Raw genomic sequence first — 17,871 nt, forward strand, 5'->3', positions numbered from 1 at the left:
CCCGGGCCGGGCGTTCGGCGTCCCCCGAACGGGTGGCAAACCCTGCGAAAGTCGCCCGAGTCGTCCCCAGGCCGCCCCCGGTCCGGACCGGTCTTGTCCACACGTCCTGACAGGCAGGACTCCGGCGAACAAGAATGCGGACGGGGGCACGCGAACACGCCGTTGCTCAGGGGACATGACATTGGGGCCGAAGGGGGCCGGGGTGACGACCTATGACGACCGAGGGAACCTTTCCGATCTGACCGCGACGACGGAGCGGATTCGCGGCGCGGTCGAGCAGGTGATCGAGGGCAAACCGGAAGTCGTGCGGCTGGCGCTGACGGTGCTGCTGGCCGAGGGGCATCTGCTGATCGAGGACGTGCCGGGCGTCGGCAAGACGATGCTCGCCAAGGCGCTGGCCCGTTCGGTGGACTGCTCGGTGCGGCGCATCCAGTTCACCCCGGACCTGCTGCCGTCGGACATCACCGGCGTCTCCATCTGGGACCAGCAGCGGCGGGACTTCGAGTTCAAGCCGGGCGCGATCTTCTCCCAGATGGTGATCGGCGACGAGATCAACCGCGCCTCTCCCAAGACGCAGTCGGCTCTGCTGGAGTCGATGGAGGAGCGGCAGGTCACCATCGACGGCCAGACCTATCCGCTGCCCAGCCCGTTCATGGTGGTGGCCACCCAGAACCCGGTCGAGATGGAGGGCACCTACCCCCTGCCGGAGGCGCAGCGGGACCGGTTCATGGCCCGCGTCTCCATCGGCTATCCGAGCGCGGAGGCCGAACTGCGGATGCTGGACGTGCACGGCGGGGCGCCCCCGCTGGAGGACCTTCAGCCGGTGGCGCACGCGCACGACATCGTGAAGCTGATCGAGGCGGTCCGCGAGGTGCACGTCTCGGATGCGGTCCGCCGGTACGCGGTGCAGCTGGTCGCGGCCACCCGCGTCCACCGGGACCTGAGACTGGGCGCCTCGCCGCGCGCCACGCTACACCTGCTGCGCGCGTCGAAGGCCGCGGCGGCGCTGGCCGGGCGGGAGTTCGCGCTCCCGGACGACGTGCAGGCGCTGACCGAGGCGGTGCTGGCCCACCGTCTGCTGCCGAACGCCCAGGCCCAGCTGGCCGGGCGGACGGCTGAGACGGTGGTGCGGGAGATCCTGGTGCAGACGCCGGTGCCCTCCGCTCCGGGCGCGCGGGGCCTGTGATGCAGCCGGGGGGCCGGCGGGCCGCGCGCGGCCCTGGAGGGATGCGGGTGGCGCTGGCGGGGCTGACCACCCGGGGGCGTTCGTTCCTCGCCGCGGGGGTGGCGGCGGGGGTGTGCGCGTACGTGCTGGGGCAGCAGGACCTGCTGCGGGTGGGGCTGCTGCTGGCGGCGCTGCCGCTGCTGTGCGCCGTCGCGGTGCACCGGACCCGGCACCGGGTGACGTCCTCGCGCACGCTGACGCCGGTGCGGGTGCCGACGGGCGCCGAGGCGCGGGTGCGGCTGCGGGTGGACAACGTCTCCCGGCTGCCCACCGGGCTGCTGATGCTCCAGGACCGGGTGCCGTACATGCTGGGCCCGCGGCCCCGCTTCGTGCTGGACCGCGTCCAGCCGGGCGGGCAGCGCGAGGTGTCCTACCGGGTCCGCCCCGACCTGCGGGGCCGGTATCCGCTGGGTCCCCTGGAGCTGCGGCTGGCGGACCCGTTCGGGATGTGCGAGCTCACCCGCTCGTTCGCCGCGCACGACATGCTGACGGTGGTGCCGCGGGTGGAGGCGCTGCCGCCGGCACGGCTGGGCCGCGGGGCCCAGGGGTTCGGCGACGGGCGGCAGCGTTCCATGGCGGTGGCCGGCGAGGACGACGTGCTGCCGCGCGGCTACCGGTACGGCGACGACCTGCGCCGGGTCCACTGGCGGTCCACCGCGCGGTACGGCGAGCTGATGGTCCGGCGGGAGGAGCAGCCGCACCGCGCCCGGTGCACGGTGCTGCTGGACACCCGGCGGGAGGCCTACCGGGGCGCGGGCCCGGGCTCGGCGTTCGAGTGGTCGGTGTCCGGCGCGGCCTCGGTGCTCACGCACATGCTGCAGCGCGGGTACGCGGTGCGGCTGCTGACCGACACCGGAAATCTGGTGCCCGGCGAGGCGGGAGCCTCCTTCGGGGCCGCCGGCGCCGAGACCGCCGAGGCGGCGGGGCTGCTGATGGACACCCTGTCGGTGATCGGCCACTCCGACGGCGAGGGGCTGACGGCGGCGCAGGAGGTGCTGCGCCGCAGCGGCGACGGACTGCTGGTGGCGTTCCTGGGCGCGCTCGACGAGGAACAGGCGGGCGCCGTCGCCCGGATGCGGCATCGCACCGGCGGCGCGCTCGCCTTCCTCCCGGAGGACGACGAGGAGGACGCCGAGCCGGACTCCCCGGTGGACGCGGGGGCGGCAGCCGCCGCCCCGGACGCCGAGCGGGTGCTGCGCGAGGCGGGCTGGACGGTGGTGCGGGCGCCGCGCGGGGCCTCGATGGCGGCCGTGTGGCGGCAGGCGGACCAGCAGCGGACGGGTCTCGTGGACGGCGGTGAGCGGCGATGAGCGTGCGGACGAGGACGACGCTGGCCGCAGCGGCGGCGACGCTGCTCACGGCGATCGCGCTGATACCGCTGACCGAGGAGGGCACCTGGTACGCCAAGGCCGTCGTCGCGGTCGCCCTGCTGGCGGGCGTGGGCGCGACGGCCAGGCGGTTCTCCGCGCCCCGGCCGACGGTCGTCGTCGTCGAACTGACGGCCTCGCTGTCCCTGTTGTCGTTGTTCTTCGCCCGGGAGCAGGCGGTGGCCTGGCTGCTCCCGGGCCCCGAGGCGGTGACCCGCCTCGCGGTCCTGGCGCGGCAGGGGCTGGCGGACGTCACCGAGTACGCGAACCCGGCGCCGCTGACCCCCGGCATCGCGCTGCTGCTGGTCGGCGGCGTGCTGCTGATCGCGGTGCTGGTGGACACCCTGGCGGTGACCTACGCGCTGGCCGCCCCTGCCGGGCTGCCCTTGCTGGCGCTGTACTCGGTGGCCGCGGGCCTCGCCGAGGAGGGCGGCGCGGGGGCGTTCGCGTTCGGCGCGGCGGCGGTCGGCTACCTGGTCCTGCTGCTGGCCGACGGCCGGGAGCGGCTCACCCGGTGGGGCCGCACCTTCGGTGGTCCCCCGGCGGACGCCGCGGGCCGCGGGCAGCGGCCCGGACGGGTAAGAGGGCAGCGGACCGGGCGCCGGATCGGGGCGGCCGCGCTGGGAGTGGCGCTGCTGGCTCCGGCCGCCCTGCCCTCGCTGGGCACCAGCCTGGTGAGCGGCCTCGGCTCGGGCAGCGGCTCGGGGACCGGGGGGCGCGGCACCGGCAACTCGGTGGACCTGCTGGTCGCGCTGCGCGACAACCTCAACGACTCCGACGACCGCACGGTGCTGACCGTGCGCACCACCTCCCGCCGCACCAGCGACATGTACCTGCGGATCGCCTCGCTGGACGAGTTCGACGGCACCACCTGGAAGGCCTCGCCGCGGCGGACCGTGCCGCTCCCGCCCCGCTTCCCCGACCCGCCGGGCCTGGGCCGGCAGGTGCTGCGCAAGGAGGTGACCAGCCGGATCACGGCCGCCGGCTGGTACGAGCAGCGGCACCTGCCGATGCCCTACCCGGCCACCTGGGCCGAGGCGCTCGGCCAGTGGCGGCTCGACCCGCTGAGCCTGACCGTCAGCGGCGACGCCGGCGCCACCACGGAGGGCGAGACCTGGCAGGTCTCCAGCCTGGAGGTCCTGCCGACGCGGGAACAGCTGGCCTCCGCCCCGGCGCCGGGCCCCGAGCTGCGGAACTTCACCGACCTCCCGTCGTCCCTGCCCGACGAGGTCGGCGAGACGGCGCGCGCGGTCACCGAGGACGCGGGCAACGCCTACGAGCAGGCGGTGGCCCTGCAGGAGTGGTTCTCGGTCACCGGTGACTTCACCTACGACACCGAGGTCGAGGTGGGCGAGGACCCGGACGCGATCACCCGGTTCCTGGACACCCGCCAGGGCTTCTGCGTCCACTTCTCCTTCGCGATGGCCGCCATGGCGCGTTCGCTGGGCATACCGGCCCGGGTCGCGGTCGGCTTCGCCCCGGGCGCCGAGCGGGGCGACGGGAGCGTGGAGGTGAACCTCCAGGACGCGCACGCCTGGCCGGAGCTGTACTTCGAGGGCGTGGGGTGGACCCGGTTCGAGCCCACGCCGACGCGGGGCACGGTCCCGGAGTACACCCGGCCGGAGACCACGCCGGGCGGTGCGACGCCGACGCCCTCGGCGGCTCCCGAGGACGACGAGCTGACGGCGCCCAAGCCGAAGCCCTCCAGCAGCGCGAGCTGCACGCCGGAGCTGCGGCGTCTGGACGCCTGTCCGGACGAGGACGAGCCGGCGGCGGCCGCCGGCGGCGGGCCCCGGTGGCCGCAGGTCCTGCTGTGGTCGCTGCTCGCCCTGGTCGTCGTGCTGGTGCCGCTGTCGCCGATGCTGTGGCGCACCCGGGTACGCGGGCGACGGCTCGGCACCCCGCCGCGGGACGAGGCGGACGTGGCCGCTCACACGCTGCGGCTGTGGCGCGAGGTCACCGACACCGCCTGGGACCTCGGCACCGTCCCGGACGGCTCGCTCACGCCGCGCCGGGCGGCGGAGCGCGTCGCGCGGACCGGCGGGCTGGACGGGCCGAGGAAGGACGCGGTGCACCGGCTGGCGACGGCGGTCGAGCGGGTGCTCTACGCGCCGCGGGCCCGGGCGGTGCCGGAACTGGTGGCCGACGCCCGGGCGGTGGTCGAAGGGCTGCTTGCCTCGGCGACCCGCCCCGCGCGCCTGCGCGCCGCCCTCGCCCCGCGTTCCGCGGTCCGCGTCCGCCGGGCCCTCGCCGCCCGTGCGGCAGGAGTCCGCGCCCGGTCGGCCCGGCGCGCGGCCTGACGGTCGCCGCCGGCGCCGCCGCCGTCGGCGCCGTCGGCGCCGTGAGGGCCGAACGGGCTCAGGAGGAGGTGGAGTTGGGAGTCCGGGGAGCTGTTCCTCCCTGACGGTTCATCAACTAGCTTGTGGATCAACAGCATCACGACCCAGGGAGCTTCATGTCGACCGCGCAGCAGGTGCCCGACATCCTTTCGCCGGAGTTCGCAGCGGACCCCTATCCCGCGTACCGCGTCTTCCGTGACAGCGCGCCCCTCCTGTGGCACGAGGCAACACAGAGCTACGTCGTGTCGCGCTACGAGGACGTCGAGCGCGTCTTCAAGGACAAGCAGGGCCAGTTCACCACCGACAACTACGACTGGCAGATCGAGCCCGTGCACGGGAAGACGATCCTGCAGCTGAGCGGACGCGAACACGCCGTGCGGCGTGCGCTGGTGGCTCCCGCCTTCCGCGGCACCGACCTGCAGGAGAAGTTCCTGCCCGTCATCGAGCGCAATTCGCGCGAGCTGATCGACGCGTTCCGGCACACCGGCTCGGCGGATCTGGTCACCGACTACGCCACCCGCTTCCCGGTCAACGTCATCGCCGACATGCTGGGCCTGAACAAGGGCGACCACGAGCGGTTCCACCGCTGGTACACGGCTGTCATCGCGTTCCTCGGCAACCTGTCGGGGGACGCCGAGGTGGCCGCGGCGGGTGAGCGGACCCGGGTGGAGTTCGCCGAGTACATGCTGCCGATCATCCGTGAGCGCCGTGACCGTCCGGGCACCGACCTGTTGTCCCAGCTCTGCGCCGCCGAGGTGGACGGCGTCCGGATGAGCGACGAGGACATCAAGGCGTTCTGCAGCCTGCTGCTGGCCGCCGGGGGCGAGACCACGGACAAAGCCATCGCCGGCATCTTCTCGAACCTGCTGCGCCACCCCGACCAGCTCGCCGCCGTCCGGGAGGACCGCAGCCTGATCCCCCGGGCCTTCGCCGAGACCCTGCGGTACACCCCGCCGGTCCACATGATCATGCGGCAGTCGGCGGAGGAGGTGGAGCTGAGTGGCGGCACGCTGCCCGCCGGGGTCACCGTCACCTGCCTGATCGGCGCAGCCAACCGCGACGACAGGCGCTACAGCGACCCGGACCGCTTCGACATCTTCCGCGACGACCTCACCACCACGACGGCGTTCTCCGCCGCCGCCGACCACCTGGCCTTCGCGCTCGGCCGGCATTTCTGCGTCGGCGCGCTGCTGGCGAAGGCCGAGGTGGAGACCGGCGTCGGCCAGCTGCTCGACGCCATGCCCGACGTGCGTCTCGCCGAGGGTTTCGAGCCCGCGGAGCAGGGCGTGTTCACCCGGGGTCCGGCACGTCTCCCCGTCCGGTTCACCCCGGTCTCCGGCTGACCTCCCGGATCGCCGCGAGCCGCCCCGGGCGCCTGCCCGGGCCCTGTGCCCGAGCCGCCGCCCGGGCGGGGAGCCCGGGTCGCTCGCGGGGCGGAGAACCCGAGCCGCTCGCGGGGCGGGGCATGACCGCTCCGCGAGCGCCCCGCCTCGGGCGCGTGGCCCTACCGCACGACCGGTGTGAAGTGCACGGGAAGCTCGGTGAGGCCCCGCATCCAGATCGACGGGCGCCAGGTCAGCTCCTTCGGATCGACGGCCAGCATCAGGTCGGGCAGCCGGTCCAGCAGGGTCTCGACGGCGGTGCGCGCCATGATGTCCGCCAGCAGCGGGGCGGGATAGGGGCAGCGGTGTTCCCCGTTGCTGAAGGACAGGTGGGCGGCGTTCTCGGCCCCCACGTGTCCCTCCGGCCAGATCTGCGGGTCGCTGTTGGCCGCGGCGAGCCCCAGGACCAGGCAGTCGCCGGCCCGGATCTGGCGGCCGCCCAGCTGCACGTCCCCGGTGGCCCACCGCCCGATGAAGTTCTGCGTGGGCGTGTCCAGCCACAGCACCTCGTTGAGCGCCTCGCCCACGCTGAGCCTGCCGCCCGAGACGTTCACGGCGAACCGTTCGTCCGTCAGCAGCAGGCGCAGTGTGTTGCCGATCCAGTTCCCGGTCGGCTGCTGCGCCGCGGCGATCACCGAGATCAGGTCCTGGACGATCTCCTCGTCCGTCAGGCCCGCCGGGTGGGCGAGCATGCGGGAAGTGACGTCGGGGCCCGGAGCGGCCCGCTTGTCGTTCACCAGCTGCCGCAGCCGCTCGGCCACGCGGCCGTACGCCGCCACCGGGTCGTCGCCCTCCGCCGCGTCCAGGGAGATGCGCAGGTCGTCCACCAGCTGCCGGGTGTCCGTACCCGAGGCCGGCATGCCGCACATCTGCACCACGGCCCGCATCGGCAGGGCGTGCGCGTAGCCGGTCATGAGCTCGGCGTCGCCGCTGCCGGCGAAGCGGGCGATCAGTTCGTCGGCGATCAGCCGGCAGTTGAGCGCCAGCTCGAACTGGTCGACGCCCTCCAGGGCCTGCGTGATCACTCCGGCCCGCCGCCGGTGCTCGTCCCCCTCGGTGAACAGCACCGAGGGCTGGTACCCGACGAACGGCAGCAGCGGCCAGTCCTGCGGGATTCCTCCCCACTGGTTCCAGCGCCGCGAGTCGCGAGCGAACAGCTCGTCGTGCTGGGTCACGTAGGTGACCTCGGAGTAGCCCAGCACCAGCCAGGCGGGGATGTCGCCCTCCAGCAGCACCGGTGCGACGGGGCCGTGCTCCCGGCGCAGGGCGCGGTAGAGCTGCGACGGCGACTGCTGGTACTCCAGCCCCGTCAGGCGGACCGCTTCCTGGTGGGCGGGGCACGCGGACGGCGCGCCGTGCGGGGCCGGGTGTCCGGATGCGGTCACGGTGTCGCCTCCTTGGCCATGGCCAGGTCGTAAAGGTGGTCCACGAGAGTGATCAGCACGTCCTTGGCCGACTGTCGGTCCCGCGCGTCGCACTCGACCATCGGCACGCGCGCCGGCAGGGCGAGCGCCTGGCGCACCTCGTCGAGGGAGTACCTGGCCCCGTCCTGCTCGAACCGGTTGACGGCCACCACGAAGGGGGTGCCGTGGTGCTCCAGCCTGTCGATCGCGTACCAGGAGTCGTCCACCCGGCGCGTGTCGACGAGGACGACCGCGCCCAGCGTTCCCGAGAAGAGCCGGTCCCACAGGAACCAGAACCGCTCCTGGCCGGGTGCGCCGAACAGGTACAGCACCATGCGGTCGTTGAGGCTGATCCGTCCGAAGTCGAAGGCGACCGTCGTCGTGTGCTTCCGCGAGGCGGGATCGGTCTCGTCGACGCCGACGCCGGCCTGGGTCATCACCTCTTCGGTGTTCAGCGGCCTGATCTCGCTGACGGAGCGGACCAGGGTCGTCTTGCCGACGCCGAAGCCGCCCACGACGACTATCTTCAGTCCGGTCTCCGCCCGGTCCGTCAGCGGTAGGCGCAGGGAGGGCAACTCAGATGTTGCGGAGCCCATGAAGCACTTCCTTGAGCAGTTGCGAATCGGGCAGGTCGGCGACGGACGCCGCCGCCCGCGGGTGGCGCGCCGTGACGCGGCCGGCGTCCAGCAGGTCGGCGAGCAGGATGCGCACCACCGTGATCGGCAGGCGCAGCTCCGCGGCGACCTCGACGACGGCGGTGGGGTGACGGCACAGCTCCAGGATCCGGACGTGCTCGGACTGCATGCCGGCCGTCGGCTCGCACTCGCTGACCAGGAGGGTGACCAGGTCGAGGGGTTCGTCGGCGTGGTGGCGTCCCCCGGTCACCGTGTAGAGCCGGTCGGGGTCGCCCGTGTCGACGGGTTCGCGCCTCACGCTGTGCCGTCCCTGGCCGGGTCCCGTGGCTCGGCCCGCAGGTGCTCGCCGATCTGCTCCACCAGTTCCGTCATCTGGTGGCCCACGACTCCCGGGTCCGCGTCCTCGTCGGCGACGACCGCCAGGTGTGCGCCCTCGCCGGCCTCCACGACGAACAGCAGACCGCCGTGGAACTCGGTCATCGAGTGCCGTACGCCGCCGGTGCCGTCGCCGAATTCCATCGAGGCGCCCTGGGCGAGGGCCTGGATGCCGGAGCAGATGGCGGCGAGCTGGTCGGCCTGGTCGACGGACAGGTGCTCGCTCCAGCACAGCTTCAGTCCGTCGCGGGACAGGACCAGTGCGTGCCGGGTGCCGGGGGTGCGTTCCTGCAGGTTCTGCAGGAGCCAGCTGAGGCTGTTGTCGGTGGTCTGCATGCGGGGTGTCGGGGCGGTGGTGCCGGAATCCTCCGGCACCACCGCCCCGGTCCTCCAATCTCACGGGTTCGGAGCAGGACGGCGCCCTGGTCCTGCAGGCACGGGGGGGAAGGGTGTCGCGCTAGCGGGCGACGGGGGGTTCGAGGCCGGACGGTCCGCCGTCGGTCTCGCCGCCGGTCCGGCGCGCGCGGTGGAAGGCGCCGAACCGGGAGCCCACGTCGCGGCCGGACCGCCGGTCCGACCGGGCGCCGTCGGCCGGCCCGGCCGCCCTGCGGCGCTGCTCGCGCTCCCTCGCGGCGTCGGCCATGGTCCGTCCGGGCGCGCGGACGGGCAGCCCGTTGGGTGTGCTGGTGCCGCTCGGGCGGCTTCCGCCCTGTTCGGGCGCCCCGGCCGTCCGGCCCCGCTCCGGGCGGGCCTCCGGCGGGGTGTGCTCCTGCGCCGGCCGGGCCGGGAGCCGCTCGACGGCCTCGGCATGCCGGGGCCGTCCGGTCCTGCCGTGTTCGGCCTCGACGGTGCCCGGCTCGACGGGCACGGCCGGGGTGGGCGCGCCCGGGGTCGGCGTCGTGGGGCGGCCGCGCGTCACGGCCTCGCGCCGCTGTGCGAGCAGGTGGAGCGGCAGCAGGACAACGACCCCGGTGCCGCCGCGGGACGACGGCCGGTAGTTGACGCTGATGCCGTACTTCACCGCGATGCGGCCGACGACCGCCAGGCCGACCCGGGTGCCCTGCAGCGAGGCGAGGTCGGTGACGCGCCCGGTCACGGCCTCCTCGGCGCGGCGCATGGCGGCCTCGGCCATCCTCAGGCCGCTGTCCTCGACGGTGACGACGATGCCGGCGCTGTGGTGCTCGGCGTAGACGTGCACCTCGTCGATGGGCGGGGAGAAGTTGGCGGCGTTGTCCATCAGCTCGGCGAGCAGGTGCATCACGCTCTCGGCCGCGTGGCCGGAGATCGCCGCGGCGGTGGAGCAGTGCAGACGCACCCGCCGGTACGCGGCGATGCGGCCGACGGCGCCGCGCAGGATGCTCTCCATGACGATGGGCTTGTTCCACGCGCGGCTGGACCGGCCGCCCATGAGCAGCGCCAGCCGGTCGGTCATGAGGCCCAGCTGCGAGGTGCTGTGGTCCAGCTTCAGGAGGTCGCCGAAGACCTCCTCGCCGTGACGTTCCTGCATCTCCCGCAGGTCCGCGAGGATCTGGACGGCCTTGGCCTGCACCCGGCCGAGCGCCTTGGCCGACGCCGCCTGCGCGGCGGCGGCCCGCCGCTCGCTCAGCGCGAAGGCGCGGATGCAGTCCTCGGCCCCGGCGCGCATGGCGGGGTGCGAGGGCAGTTCGACGCCGGCGAGCACGGTGTCGGCGGAACGGCCCTCGCGCAGCCCGGCGACGGCCGTCGGCCACGTCTCCCTGCCCAGCCGCTGCAGGTCGGCCTCCACCCGGTCCAGTGCGGACCTGGTCTCCAGGTACTGGGCCTCCACGGCGGCGGCGCGCTGAGCGCTCCGGCCGACCGCGACGGCCACCGCGGCGGCGAGCCGGCGGAGTTGCGGGTCGGGGAGCACCCGGGTGTCGTCCAGGCCCGCGGTCGCGTGCGGGTCGTCGGTGAGGGCCGGCAGGGTCACCGTGAGCAGGTGCGAGACCTGCCCCGTCAGGCAGTCCGCCTGCGCCCGCAGCCGGGCGGCCTCGGCCTCCCGCCGGGCCGCCGAGGCGGCGGCCCGTAACAGGTGCCGGCGGCCGGCGAGGACGGTGACGCCCAGGATCACCCAGGCCGCACCTCCCACGGCCAGGACCCAGGGGAGGGCGTCGGGCGGTGCGGTGGCGGCCGCCGCACCGACGGCCGCGGCCGTCACCAGCAGCAGCGCCGAACACGTGGCGGACGAGGGGGAGAAGGCCTTGACCCGGTCTTGCTGGCCGGGCGGAGCAGGCACTGACATCGGACGGGTCCCTCGGTCAGGGGGATCTGGCGGTAGGGCAGGACGGCCGGTGCTCGACGGTCCCTCGGCCGGGTGCGCGAGAGGAACGGAGCCATTTCGGCCGCACAGGGCTCATGCTAGCCACCCTTCGGGGTGCGTTGATCGGCATGGCGGAACTGCTTGCGCGGAATGGGATTTCGTCGCGATGTCAACGGGAACGAACGGGCCCGTGGTAAAGGCGGCCTCCCCCGGACAGGCTCCACAACTGGAAGGCCGCGCTCACTGACACCCCGTCAAATAACCTCAGCTGACCAGCAGTTGTACACATCGCATCGGATGTGATCGATTTTCGGCCAAGTTCGCTCAGTGTTGCTCTCCGAACGCTCCCTCACGACGGCTCGGCCCACGCTCCGGGGCGGCGCGGCCGGCCCCGACCGGGGGGCGGCTTCGGGTCCGGGTACTCATGCCCGGATGAGTACCCGCACGGATGCGGCGGGCGGTCGGCACCGGCAGAGTCACGGCTCGGGGGCGGGCACCGCGCCGCCGGTACCGCCGACACGGGGCGGCGGTACCGGTGCGCGTGCCGCCCCGCGCCGCCCGCGCCGGCACCGCCCGCGCCGGCACCGCCGGCGTCAGCCCCGGCCGGCGACACGCCCCTGCAGCAGCAGCGACAGCGCTCCGTGCACGTCGTCCAGCGACCGCTCCGGCTGGAACGCCAGCCAGTCCAGCGCCGCGACGAGGACCATGCCCACCAGGGCGGCCGCCGTCAGCGAGACGTCGATCTCGTCGCTGAACTCCCCGGCCTCGACGCCGTCCCGCAGCACCCCCTCGACCACCGCGACGGCCTCCTTGCGGACCACCATCAGGGTCTCCTGCCAGGCCCGGTTGGTGCGCCACAGCTCGGCGACGTAGAGCTGGGTGAAGGCCGGGTAGCGGTGGATGAAGACCAGACCGGCCCGGATCATCGCGTCGAGCGCGTCCACCCGGCTGCCGCCGCTGCGCGCGGTCTGCTCGGCGGCCTCGCGCAGGGAGGCCGTCAGGAGCCCGACCCCGTGCCGCAGCAGCTCCTCGAAGAGCACGGACTTGCTGGCGAAGTTGTAGTAGACGGTGCCCTTGGCGACCCCGGCCCGCTCGGCGATCTCGTCCACCGTGGTGGCGGAGAAGCCCTGCTCGGCGATGAGGGTCACGGCCGCCTCGTAGAGCTTCTGCTTGGTGGCGGCGCGGCGGCCGGTGCTGCTTTTCATGCCGTCGATTCTCACAGACTCAGCTCCGGGCGCAGGCGGTCGAAGGTCCATACCTGCTTGCGGCGGGCTGCCAGCGAGGTCAGCACGAGGGCTCCGGCGGTGTAGGCGAGGAGCACCGCGCAGGCCTCCAGGACCGGGGCGGTGTCGCCGCCGGTGATCAGTCGGCGCAGCGCCTCGACCACGTGACTCATCGGCAGGTAGGGGTGGATCGCGCCGAAGAACCCGGGGCTGGTCTCCACCGGGTAGGTGCCGCCGGCCGAGGTCAGCTGGAGCATCAGCAGGGCGAGCACCAGGATGCGGCCGGCCGCGCCGAAGCGGGCGTTGAGCCATTGGACGATCGCTGCGAAGCAGACGGTGACCAGCAGCAGGAAGCCGACGGTGGCGGCGCCTCGGGCGGTGCGCAGGCCGATCCCCCAGTGCAGGACGGACATCAGCGCGGTCACCTGGAGGACGCCCAGCGCCGCCACCGGCAGCCAGCCGGCCACGGCGATCCGCCAGGCCGGTGCCCCGGCCGCCAGGGCCCGGCGGTTGAGGGGCTGGATCAGCATGTAGGCGACCATCGCGCCGACCCACAGGGCGAGCGGGATGAAGTAGGGCGCGAAGGCGGTGCCGTAGTTGTCGGCCTGGTGGAGCTTGGAGCTGGCCAGGCGCACGGGGTCGGCCATCACCTCGGTGCGGCGGTCGCGCTCGGCCGTGTCGAGGTCGGGGATCTTCCCGGCGCCCTCGTGCAGGCCGCCGGCGAGTTCGCCGGAGCCGTCGACCAGCCGGTAGATGCCGCCGTCGAGGCGGTCGGCGCCCTTCTTCAGCGCGCCGACGCCCTCGTCGAGGTTCGCGGCGCCCTTCTCGGCGCGGCCGAGGCCTTTGTGGAGATCCCCGGCCCCGGCCGCGACCGCCTTCGCGCCGCGGTCCAGCGCGTTGATCCTGCTCACGGCGTCGTCGAGGTCCTCGGTCAGCCGGGGGGCCCGGTCGGCGAGGGCGTCCGCCTGCTTCTCGAGAGCGGCGAGGTGCTTGTCGAGTGCGGTGAGGTGGTCCTTCTGGCCGGTGACCAGCTTGTCGACGTCCGCGGCGACGGCTGCCGCGTCGACGGCGGCGTCCCTGGCCTTCTTCAGGTCGGGGCAGGCCGGGTCGGGCAGCGGGGAGACCTCGCAGCGGGTGTGGTGGACGTCGGTGAGGGTCGCGGAGGCGGTGGCGGTGGCGCGGGCCGCCCCGGGCGCGGCGTCCGCCAGGGAGCCGAGGTTGGCGCGGATCGCGGCGGCGGAGTCCGCCACCAGGCGGGCGGTGTCGGCGATGGTCTGCTCGTTCTTCTCCAGGAAGGGGCGCACGGTGTCCGCGACGCCGTTGACCTTGCCGGCCAGCGTCCCGGTACCCGCGGCCACCCGGCGGGCGCCGGAGGCCACGTCCTCGGAGCCGCCGTGCAGCCGGGTCAGGCCCTTGTGCAGGTCCTCGCTGCCGGTGCGCGCGTCGCCGAGGCCGCCGGCCAGGTCCTGGGAGCCCTTCTTCGCCTTCTCGATGCCGCCCGCCAGGTCGTCGGCGCCGGTGGCGGCCTCCTCGGTGGCGTCGTGGATGTCGGAGAAGGAGACGAAGATGTGGTCCAGGAACCCGCGGGTCGCCTTGGTGGAGGCGGCGGTGCGGACCTCGGCGAAGACGGTGCGGGAGATCTGGCCGACGATGTAGTTGTTGGCGTCGTCGGTGCGCACCTTCAGCGCGCCGGCCCGGGGATCGTCGCTCCCTCCGGAGGCGATGCGCTTGCTGAAGTCCGCGGGGATGGTGAGCGAGAGGTAGTACCGGCCGCTCTCCACGCCCGCGCGTGCCTCCTCGGGGCCGACCTGGCGCCAGTCGAAGACGCCGCTGTCGCGCAGTCCCTCGGCGATGTCGTCACCGGCCGTCAGGTGTTCCCCCTCGGCGGTGGCGCCCCGGTCCTGGTTGACCAGCGCGACGGGGACGCGATCGAGGTTGCCGTAGGGGTCCCAGAAGGACCACAGGTACAGCGCGCCGTACAGCAGCGGCAGCAGGATCATGGAGACCAGGGCGGCCCGGGTCAGCCGGCTGCGGCCGAACCGCCGCAGCTCAAGCGCGGCCAGTCGCGGGGTGCGCATCCGCGTCCTCCTCGGCGATCGGGGCCTCGACGGCCTTCTGCGGGTCCTGTCGGGGGGTGTCGTCCGTGGCCTCAGCAGGGACAGGGGTGTCCCCGGCCCGGGCGTCCTCGGCGGTGTCGGGTGACACCGGTTGCGGGGTGGCCCCGCCGCCCGGGTCCTCGGGTGTTCCGCTCGGGGCGTCAGAAGCGGCGGGGGCAGGTGCCCCGCGGCGGATCAGGCGGCGCAGGCGTCCGGGCGCGGGCGGGGTGTCCTCGGGGGCGGCCGGCTCGCCGACCGGCACCACGAGGTCCGCCTCGCGCGGGGCCTCGCGGAACGAGGCCAGGACGGTCGTGCCGCCGGCGGCCAGCGCGGACAGCATCGCGGCCACCTCCTCCCGTTCGGGGCCGGAGAGGCCCAGGTCGGCGTCGTCCACCGCGATCACCTCGGGGCGTCCGGGCCGGCCGAGCAGCGCGAGGGCCACCGAGAGCCGCAGCTCCTGTGCCCGGGAGAGGTCCCGCACCGCCGTGCGGCTCCCCTTCGGCAGGTCGTCCGGCGCCAGTCCCACCGCCCGGAGCGCCGCGTCCGCGCGGGCCGCGTCCTCGGCCGCCCTCGCCCGCGGCGAACGCAGCAGTCCGCGCACCAGGTCGGCCGCCGGTCCCCCGTACCGGCGGCCGACCAGTGCCCGCTCGCGGAGGTGCTCCGCGACGGTCAGTGCGGGATCGAGGTCCGTCACGCCGGGCATGTGGGCCACCCCGGACACCCGGCGGACCCGCGCCGTCCGCCGGGGCAACTCCAGCCCGGCCACCCGGGCCGTGCCCTCGGCCGTGCGCATCCGCCCGGTGAGGGCCAGCAGCAGCGCCGTGCGGCCCGACCCCGTGGGGCCGGTGACGGCCACCAGCGTGCCCGGCGCGGCCTCGAAGGTCACGCCCCTGAACGCCCATCCCCGGGGCCCCTTGACCCCAAGCCCCCGGGCGGCGACGCCCGTGCTGGGCGGCTGCCCGTCCCCCTGCCGGCTCACTCGCATGCACCTCGGCTTTTTTGCACTGACTGGTCAGTGCAAAAACTAACCCGAACCGGCCCGCCGGGCAAAACCGCAGGTCAACGCGATTGTCAGTGGCAGGCCCCAGGATGGGACCAGACAGGACAGATGCTGTCGTACGACGACAGGAGGTTCGTTATGACCCACCCGGTGGCCCGCCGGGCGTCCGCACCGCCCGCCGGCCTCGACCTGCTCGACCGCGCCCGCCGGGGTCTGGACGGCGCTCTGCTCCTGGCCACACCCAACGAGCGGTACGCCGCGGCCCACCTGGCCGCCCTGCGCGGGGCCGCGGCCGTGCTCGCGGTGCGCGTCACCCCGCTGCCCGAGCCCCGCCGCGGCCGCCGGACGCCGATACGCAGCGCCTGGGAGGTGCTCGCGGAGGCCGCGCCGGAACTCGCCGAGTGGGCCTCCTTCTTCGCCGCGGGGGCGGAGCGCCGTGCGCGGGCCGAGGCCGACCTGCCGCACGCCGTCTCCGCCCGGGAGGCCGACGACCTGATACGCGACGTCGCCACGTTCCTGCGTCTGGTGGAGCGGGCGACAGGGCTGACCGGCCCGGACGCCCATTAGGGTGGGGACATTCGCCTGCCCCCCACGCTCCTGTGGGCGGGCGGCCACCGATCGCCCGCCGAGGAGTCAATCGCCGTGTCGGACCCGATGCGCCCCCGCGCTTCTCTCCGTACCGCCGTGGTCTGGGAGGTCCTGAGGGACGCCCTGGACCGCCGAGTCAAATCCGGCGGCGACCCGTCGCTCGACGTCCTCGACACCGGCGGGGGCAGCGGCAACTTCGCCGTGCCCGTCGCCGCGCTCGGCCACAGGGTCACCGTCGTCGACCCCAGCCCCGACGCCCTGTTCGCGCTGGAGCGCCGTGCCGCCGAGGCGGGAGTGGCCGACCGGGTGAGAGGGGTTCAGGGGGACGTCCACGGCCTGTTCGACGTCGCGGACCGTTCCTCCTACGACGCGGTGCTCTGCCACGGCGTGCTGGAGTACGTCGACGACCCCGCCGAGGGGCTGCGCAACGTGGCGGCCGCCCTGCGCCCCGGGGGGCTGCTGAGCCTGCTCGCGGCGGGCCTGGGCGGCGCGGTGCTCTCGCGCACCCTGGCCGGCCACTTCAACGAGGCGCGGCAGGCGCTGGAGGACCCGGACGGCCGCTGGGGCGAGCAGGACCCCGTCCCGCACCGCTTCACCGTCGACCGGCTGACCTCGCTGGTCGAGGCGAGCGGTCTGCGGGTGGGCGCTGTGCACGGCGTGCGGGTGTTCTCCGACCTGGTCCCCGGCGTCCTGGTCGACACCGAGCCGGGCGCCCGGGAGGCGCTGCTGCGCCTGGAGGCCGCGGTGGCCTCGATGGAGGCCTTCCACTCGGTGGCCACCCAGCTCCACGTCCTGGCCGAGGCGTCTCCGTCGTCGTCCTGACCGCCCCCGCGGCGTCGTGGCGTCACTGCGGCGTCCTCGGCGGCACCGCAGCGTCCCAGCCGTCCCCGCAGCGTCGTGGCCGTCCCCGCGGCACCGTGGCGTCCCCGCGACGTCGTGGCGCCGTGGCCGCACTGCGGCGCCGTGGCCGCACTACGGCGTCCCAGCCGTCCCCGCAACGTCCCAGCCGCCCCCGCCGGCGTCGTGGCCGTCGCCGCGGCGATCTCACCGGCACCGCACGGGCCGTCGTCGATGTCGCCGCCTGGCCGGTTCGCACGGTCCGGCAGGGCTCTCCGGGGCCCGCGCGGAGGTCGTCGCCGGCACCGGCGGGACCGTCGTGGACCGCCCGGACCCGGCCCGGCGCCGGGTCCCGGCCACCCCGCGTCCGGTGTCCCGCACGGCTTCCGGGCCGGCATCCCCGCCGTGATCAGCGGCGCGGCACCGGGCGGACTCCGTCGTGACCCCTGCCGACCGGCCGCGAGACCCGTATGATCGGTGGCAGACCGCCCGGCATGACTGGCGGGCCCGCGGGGAATGAAGGTTCCACGGGCCGGCCCCGCCATGACCGGAACCGGTTGCCAAATGGCGTAGAGGGGCGGGTTTCACGGGGGCGATTCCCTGCCTATCCTGGAGGGGACCCCCGGTCGCCCCGGCGACTGCACGATGAGGAGGACTCCCGTGCCGCTCTCGGAGCACGAGCAGCGCATGCTCGAGCAGATGGAGCGAGCGCTGTACGCCGAAGATCCCAAGTTCGCGACAGCGCTTGAGGGAAGCGGGCTGCGCACGTACACCCGGCGACGGGTCTACCAGGCGGTCGCGGGCTTCCTCGTAGGTATCGCGCTCCTCATGACCGGAATGGTCGCCCAGCAGATCTGGATCGGCGTGGTGGGCTTCCTCGTCATGCTGGGGTGCGCCGTTCTCGCCGTCACCGGCTGGCGCAAGGGCCCCAAGCCCGGCGAGCAGCCGGCCGATGCCCCGGGCACGCCCGGAGCCGCGGCGACGGCGCGTAAAAGGTCCGTGATGGATCGCATCGAGCAGCGCTGGCAGCGCCGCCGGGACGACCAGCAGGACCGTTGACCGACAGCTTCCAGGGGCGTCCGCCGAGGCGGGCGCCCCTTCGGCATGCCGGTACCCACCGAAA

At 74.4% G+C, this 17,871-nt stretch carries 15 protein-coding genes; 7 read left to right on the forward strand and 8 right to left on the reverse strand.

Annotated elements, in window-relative coordinates; translation table 11 throughout:
* Window positions 1–202 precede the first annotated feature (202 nt).
* The 4 genes from ABT026_RS13255 to ABT026_RS13270 all read left to right on the forward strand — a co-directional run bounded on the left by ABT026_RS13255 (window position 203) and on the right by ABT026_RS13270 (window position 6,274).
* Window positions 203–1,186 (forward strand): AAA family ATPase, encoded by a 984-nt coding sequence (locus ABT026_RS13255; protein WP_351114349.1) that lies wholly within the window; start codon window positions 203–205, stop codon window positions 1,184–1,186.
* Window positions 1,186–2,535: a DUF58 domain-containing protein gene (locus tag ABT026_RS13260; protein WP_351114350.1), complete on the forward strand. Its 1,350-nt coding sequence runs from the start codon at window positions 1,186–1,188 to the stop codon at window positions 2,533–2,535. The genes ABT026_RS13255 and ABT026_RS13260 overlap by 1 nt, the downstream gene beginning before the upstream one ends.
* Window positions 2,532–4,892, forward strand: coding sequence for a transglutaminase TgpA family protein (locus tag ABT026_RS13265; protein WP_351114351.1), 2,361 nt, complete (start codon window positions 2,532–2,534; stop codon window positions 4,890–4,892). The genes ABT026_RS13260 and ABT026_RS13265 overlap by 4 nt, the downstream gene beginning before the upstream one ends.
* 155 nt (window positions 4,893–5,047) lie before the next feature.
* Window positions 5,048–6,274 carry a cytochrome P450 gene (locus tag ABT026_RS13270; RefSeq protein WP_351114353.1) on the forward strand — a complete coding sequence of 409 codons (1,227 nt, stop codon included), beginning with the start codon at window positions 5,048–5,050 and terminating at the stop codon, window positions 6,272–6,274.
* 161 nt (window positions 6,275–6,435) lie between these two features.
* Here the strand turns inward: ABT026_RS13270 and ABT026_RS13275 are convergent, their stop codons facing one another.
* The 8 genes from ABT026_RS13275 to ABT026_RS13310 form a co-directional block, all read right to left on the reverse strand.
* Window positions 6,436–7,698, reverse strand: coding sequence for a cytochrome P450 (locus tag ABT026_RS13275; protein ID WP_351114355.1), 1,263 nt, complete (start codon window positions 7,696–7,698; stop codon window positions 6,436–6,438).
* Window positions 7,695–8,312 carry a GTP-binding protein gene (locus ABT026_RS13280; RefSeq protein WP_351114356.1) on the reverse strand — a complete coding sequence of 206 codons (618 nt, stop codon included), beginning with the start codon at window positions 8,310–8,312 and terminating at the stop codon, window positions 7,695–7,697. The genes ABT026_RS13275 and ABT026_RS13280 overlap by 4 nt, the downstream gene beginning before the upstream one ends.
* Window positions 8,293–8,649, reverse strand: coding sequence for a DUF742 domain-containing protein (locus tag ABT026_RS13285; protein ID WP_351114357.1), 357 nt, complete (start codon window positions 8,647–8,649; stop codon window positions 8,293–8,295). Before ABT026_RS13285 ends, ABT026_RS13280 begins: the two co-directional genes overlap by 20 nt.
* A complete protein-coding gene (locus ABT026_RS13290) occupies window positions 8,646–9,062 on the reverse strand; it encodes a roadblock/LC7 domain-containing protein (protein WP_351114358.1) in 417 nt (138 codons plus the stop codon). Before ABT026_RS13290 ends, ABT026_RS13285 begins: the two co-directional genes overlap by 4 nt.
* A gap of 121 nt (window positions 9,063–9,183) precedes the next feature.
* Complete coding sequence (locus ABT026_RS13295) at window positions 9,184–10,986, reverse strand: ATP-binding protein (RefSeq protein ID WP_351114359.1); 1,803 nt, start codon at window positions 10,984–10,986, stop codon at window positions 9,184–9,186.
* Window positions 10,987–11,597: 611 nt separating this feature from the next.
* Window positions 11,598–12,209: a TetR/AcrR family transcriptional regulator gene (locus ABT026_RS13300; protein WP_351114360.1), complete on the reverse strand. Its 612-nt coding sequence runs from the start codon at window positions 12,207–12,209 to the stop codon at window positions 11,598–11,600.
* Window positions 12,210–12,220: 11 nt separating this feature from the next.
* The gene (locus ABT026_RS13305; protein ID WP_351114361.1) at window positions 12,221–14,305 is read right to left on the reverse strand and encodes a YhgE/Pip family protein; all 2,085 of its coding nucleotides are present in this window, start codon (window positions 14,303–14,305) and stop codon (window positions 12,221–12,223) included.
* Window positions 14,277–15,209 (reverse strand): ATP-binding cassette domain-containing protein, encoded by a 933-nt coding sequence (locus ABT026_RS13310; RefSeq protein ID WP_502967965.1) that lies wholly within the window; start codon window positions 15,207–15,209, stop codon window positions 14,277–14,279. The genes ABT026_RS13305 and ABT026_RS13310 overlap by 29 nt, the downstream gene beginning before the upstream one ends.
* Before the next feature lie 222 nt (window positions 15,210–15,431).
* On the opposite strand from ABT026_RS13310, the gene ABT026_RS13315 reads away from it, so the two are divergent.
* The 3 genes from ABT026_RS13315 (at window position 15,432) to ABT026_RS13325 (ending at window position 17,807) form a co-directional block, all read left to right on the forward strand.
* Entirely contained in the window at window positions 15,432–15,890 is a 459-nt protein-coding gene (locus tag ABT026_RS13315; protein ID WP_351114364.1) for an SAV_6107 family HEPN domain-containing protein, read from the forward strand.
* Window positions 15,891–15,965: 75 nt separating this feature from the next.
* The gene (locus ABT026_RS13320) at window positions 15,966–16,733 is read left to right on the forward strand and encodes a methyltransferase (protein WP_351114365.1); all 768 of its coding nucleotides are present in this window, start codon (window positions 15,966–15,968) and stop codon (window positions 16,731–16,733) included.
* A 675-nt stretch (window positions 16,734–17,408) separates the two neighbouring features.
* Window positions 17,409–17,807 (forward strand): SCO2097 family morphological protein, encoded by a 399-nt coding sequence (locus tag ABT026_RS13325; RefSeq protein WP_351114366.1) that lies wholly within the window; start codon window positions 17,409–17,411, stop codon window positions 17,805–17,807.
* Window positions 17,808–17,871 lie beyond the last annotated feature (64 nt).

Source organism: Streptomyces sp. NPDC002734, assembly GCF_040295685.1.
In the GTDB taxonomy this organism is placed as follows: Bacteria; Actinomycetota; Actinomycetes; order Streptomycetales; family Streptomycetaceae; genus Streptomyces.

Coding starts and splice junctions, on each gene's coding strand:
- ABT026_RS13290 (WP_351114358.1), bottom strand. CDS start 9,062: ATGCAGACCACCGACAACAGCCTCAGCTGGCTCCTGCAGAACCTGCAG.
- ABT026_RS13265 (WP_351114351.1), top strand. CDS start 2,532: ATGAGCGTGCGGACGAGGACGACGCTGGCCGCAGCGGCGGCGACGCTG.
- ABT026_RS13295 (WP_351114359.1), bottom strand. CDS start 10,986: ATGTCAGTGCCTGCTCCGCCCGGCCAGCAAGACCGGGTCAAGGCCTTC.
- ABT026_RS13260 (WP_351114350.1), top strand. CDS start 1,186: ATGCAGCCGGGGGGCCGGCGGGCCGCGCGCGGCCCTGGAGGGATGCGG.
- ABT026_RS13305 (WP_351114361.1), bottom strand. CDS start 14,305: ATGCGCACCCCGCGACTGGCCGCGCTTGAGCTGCGGCGGTTCGGCCGC.
- ABT026_RS13315 (WP_351114364.1), top strand. CDS start 15,432: ATGCTGTCGTACGACGACAGGAGGTTCGTTATGACCCACCCGGTGGCC.
- ABT026_RS13280 (WP_351114356.1), bottom strand. CDS start 8,312: ATGGGCTCCGCAACATCTGAGTTGCCCTCCCTGCGCCTACCGCTGACG.
- ABT026_RS13270 (WP_351114353.1), top strand. CDS start 5,048: ATGTCGACCGCGCAGCAGGTGCCCGACATCCTTTCGCCGGAGTTCGCA.
- ABT026_RS13300 (WP_351114360.1), bottom strand. CDS start 12,209: ATGAAAAGCAGCACCGGCCGCCGCGCCGCCACCAAGCAGAAGCTCTAC.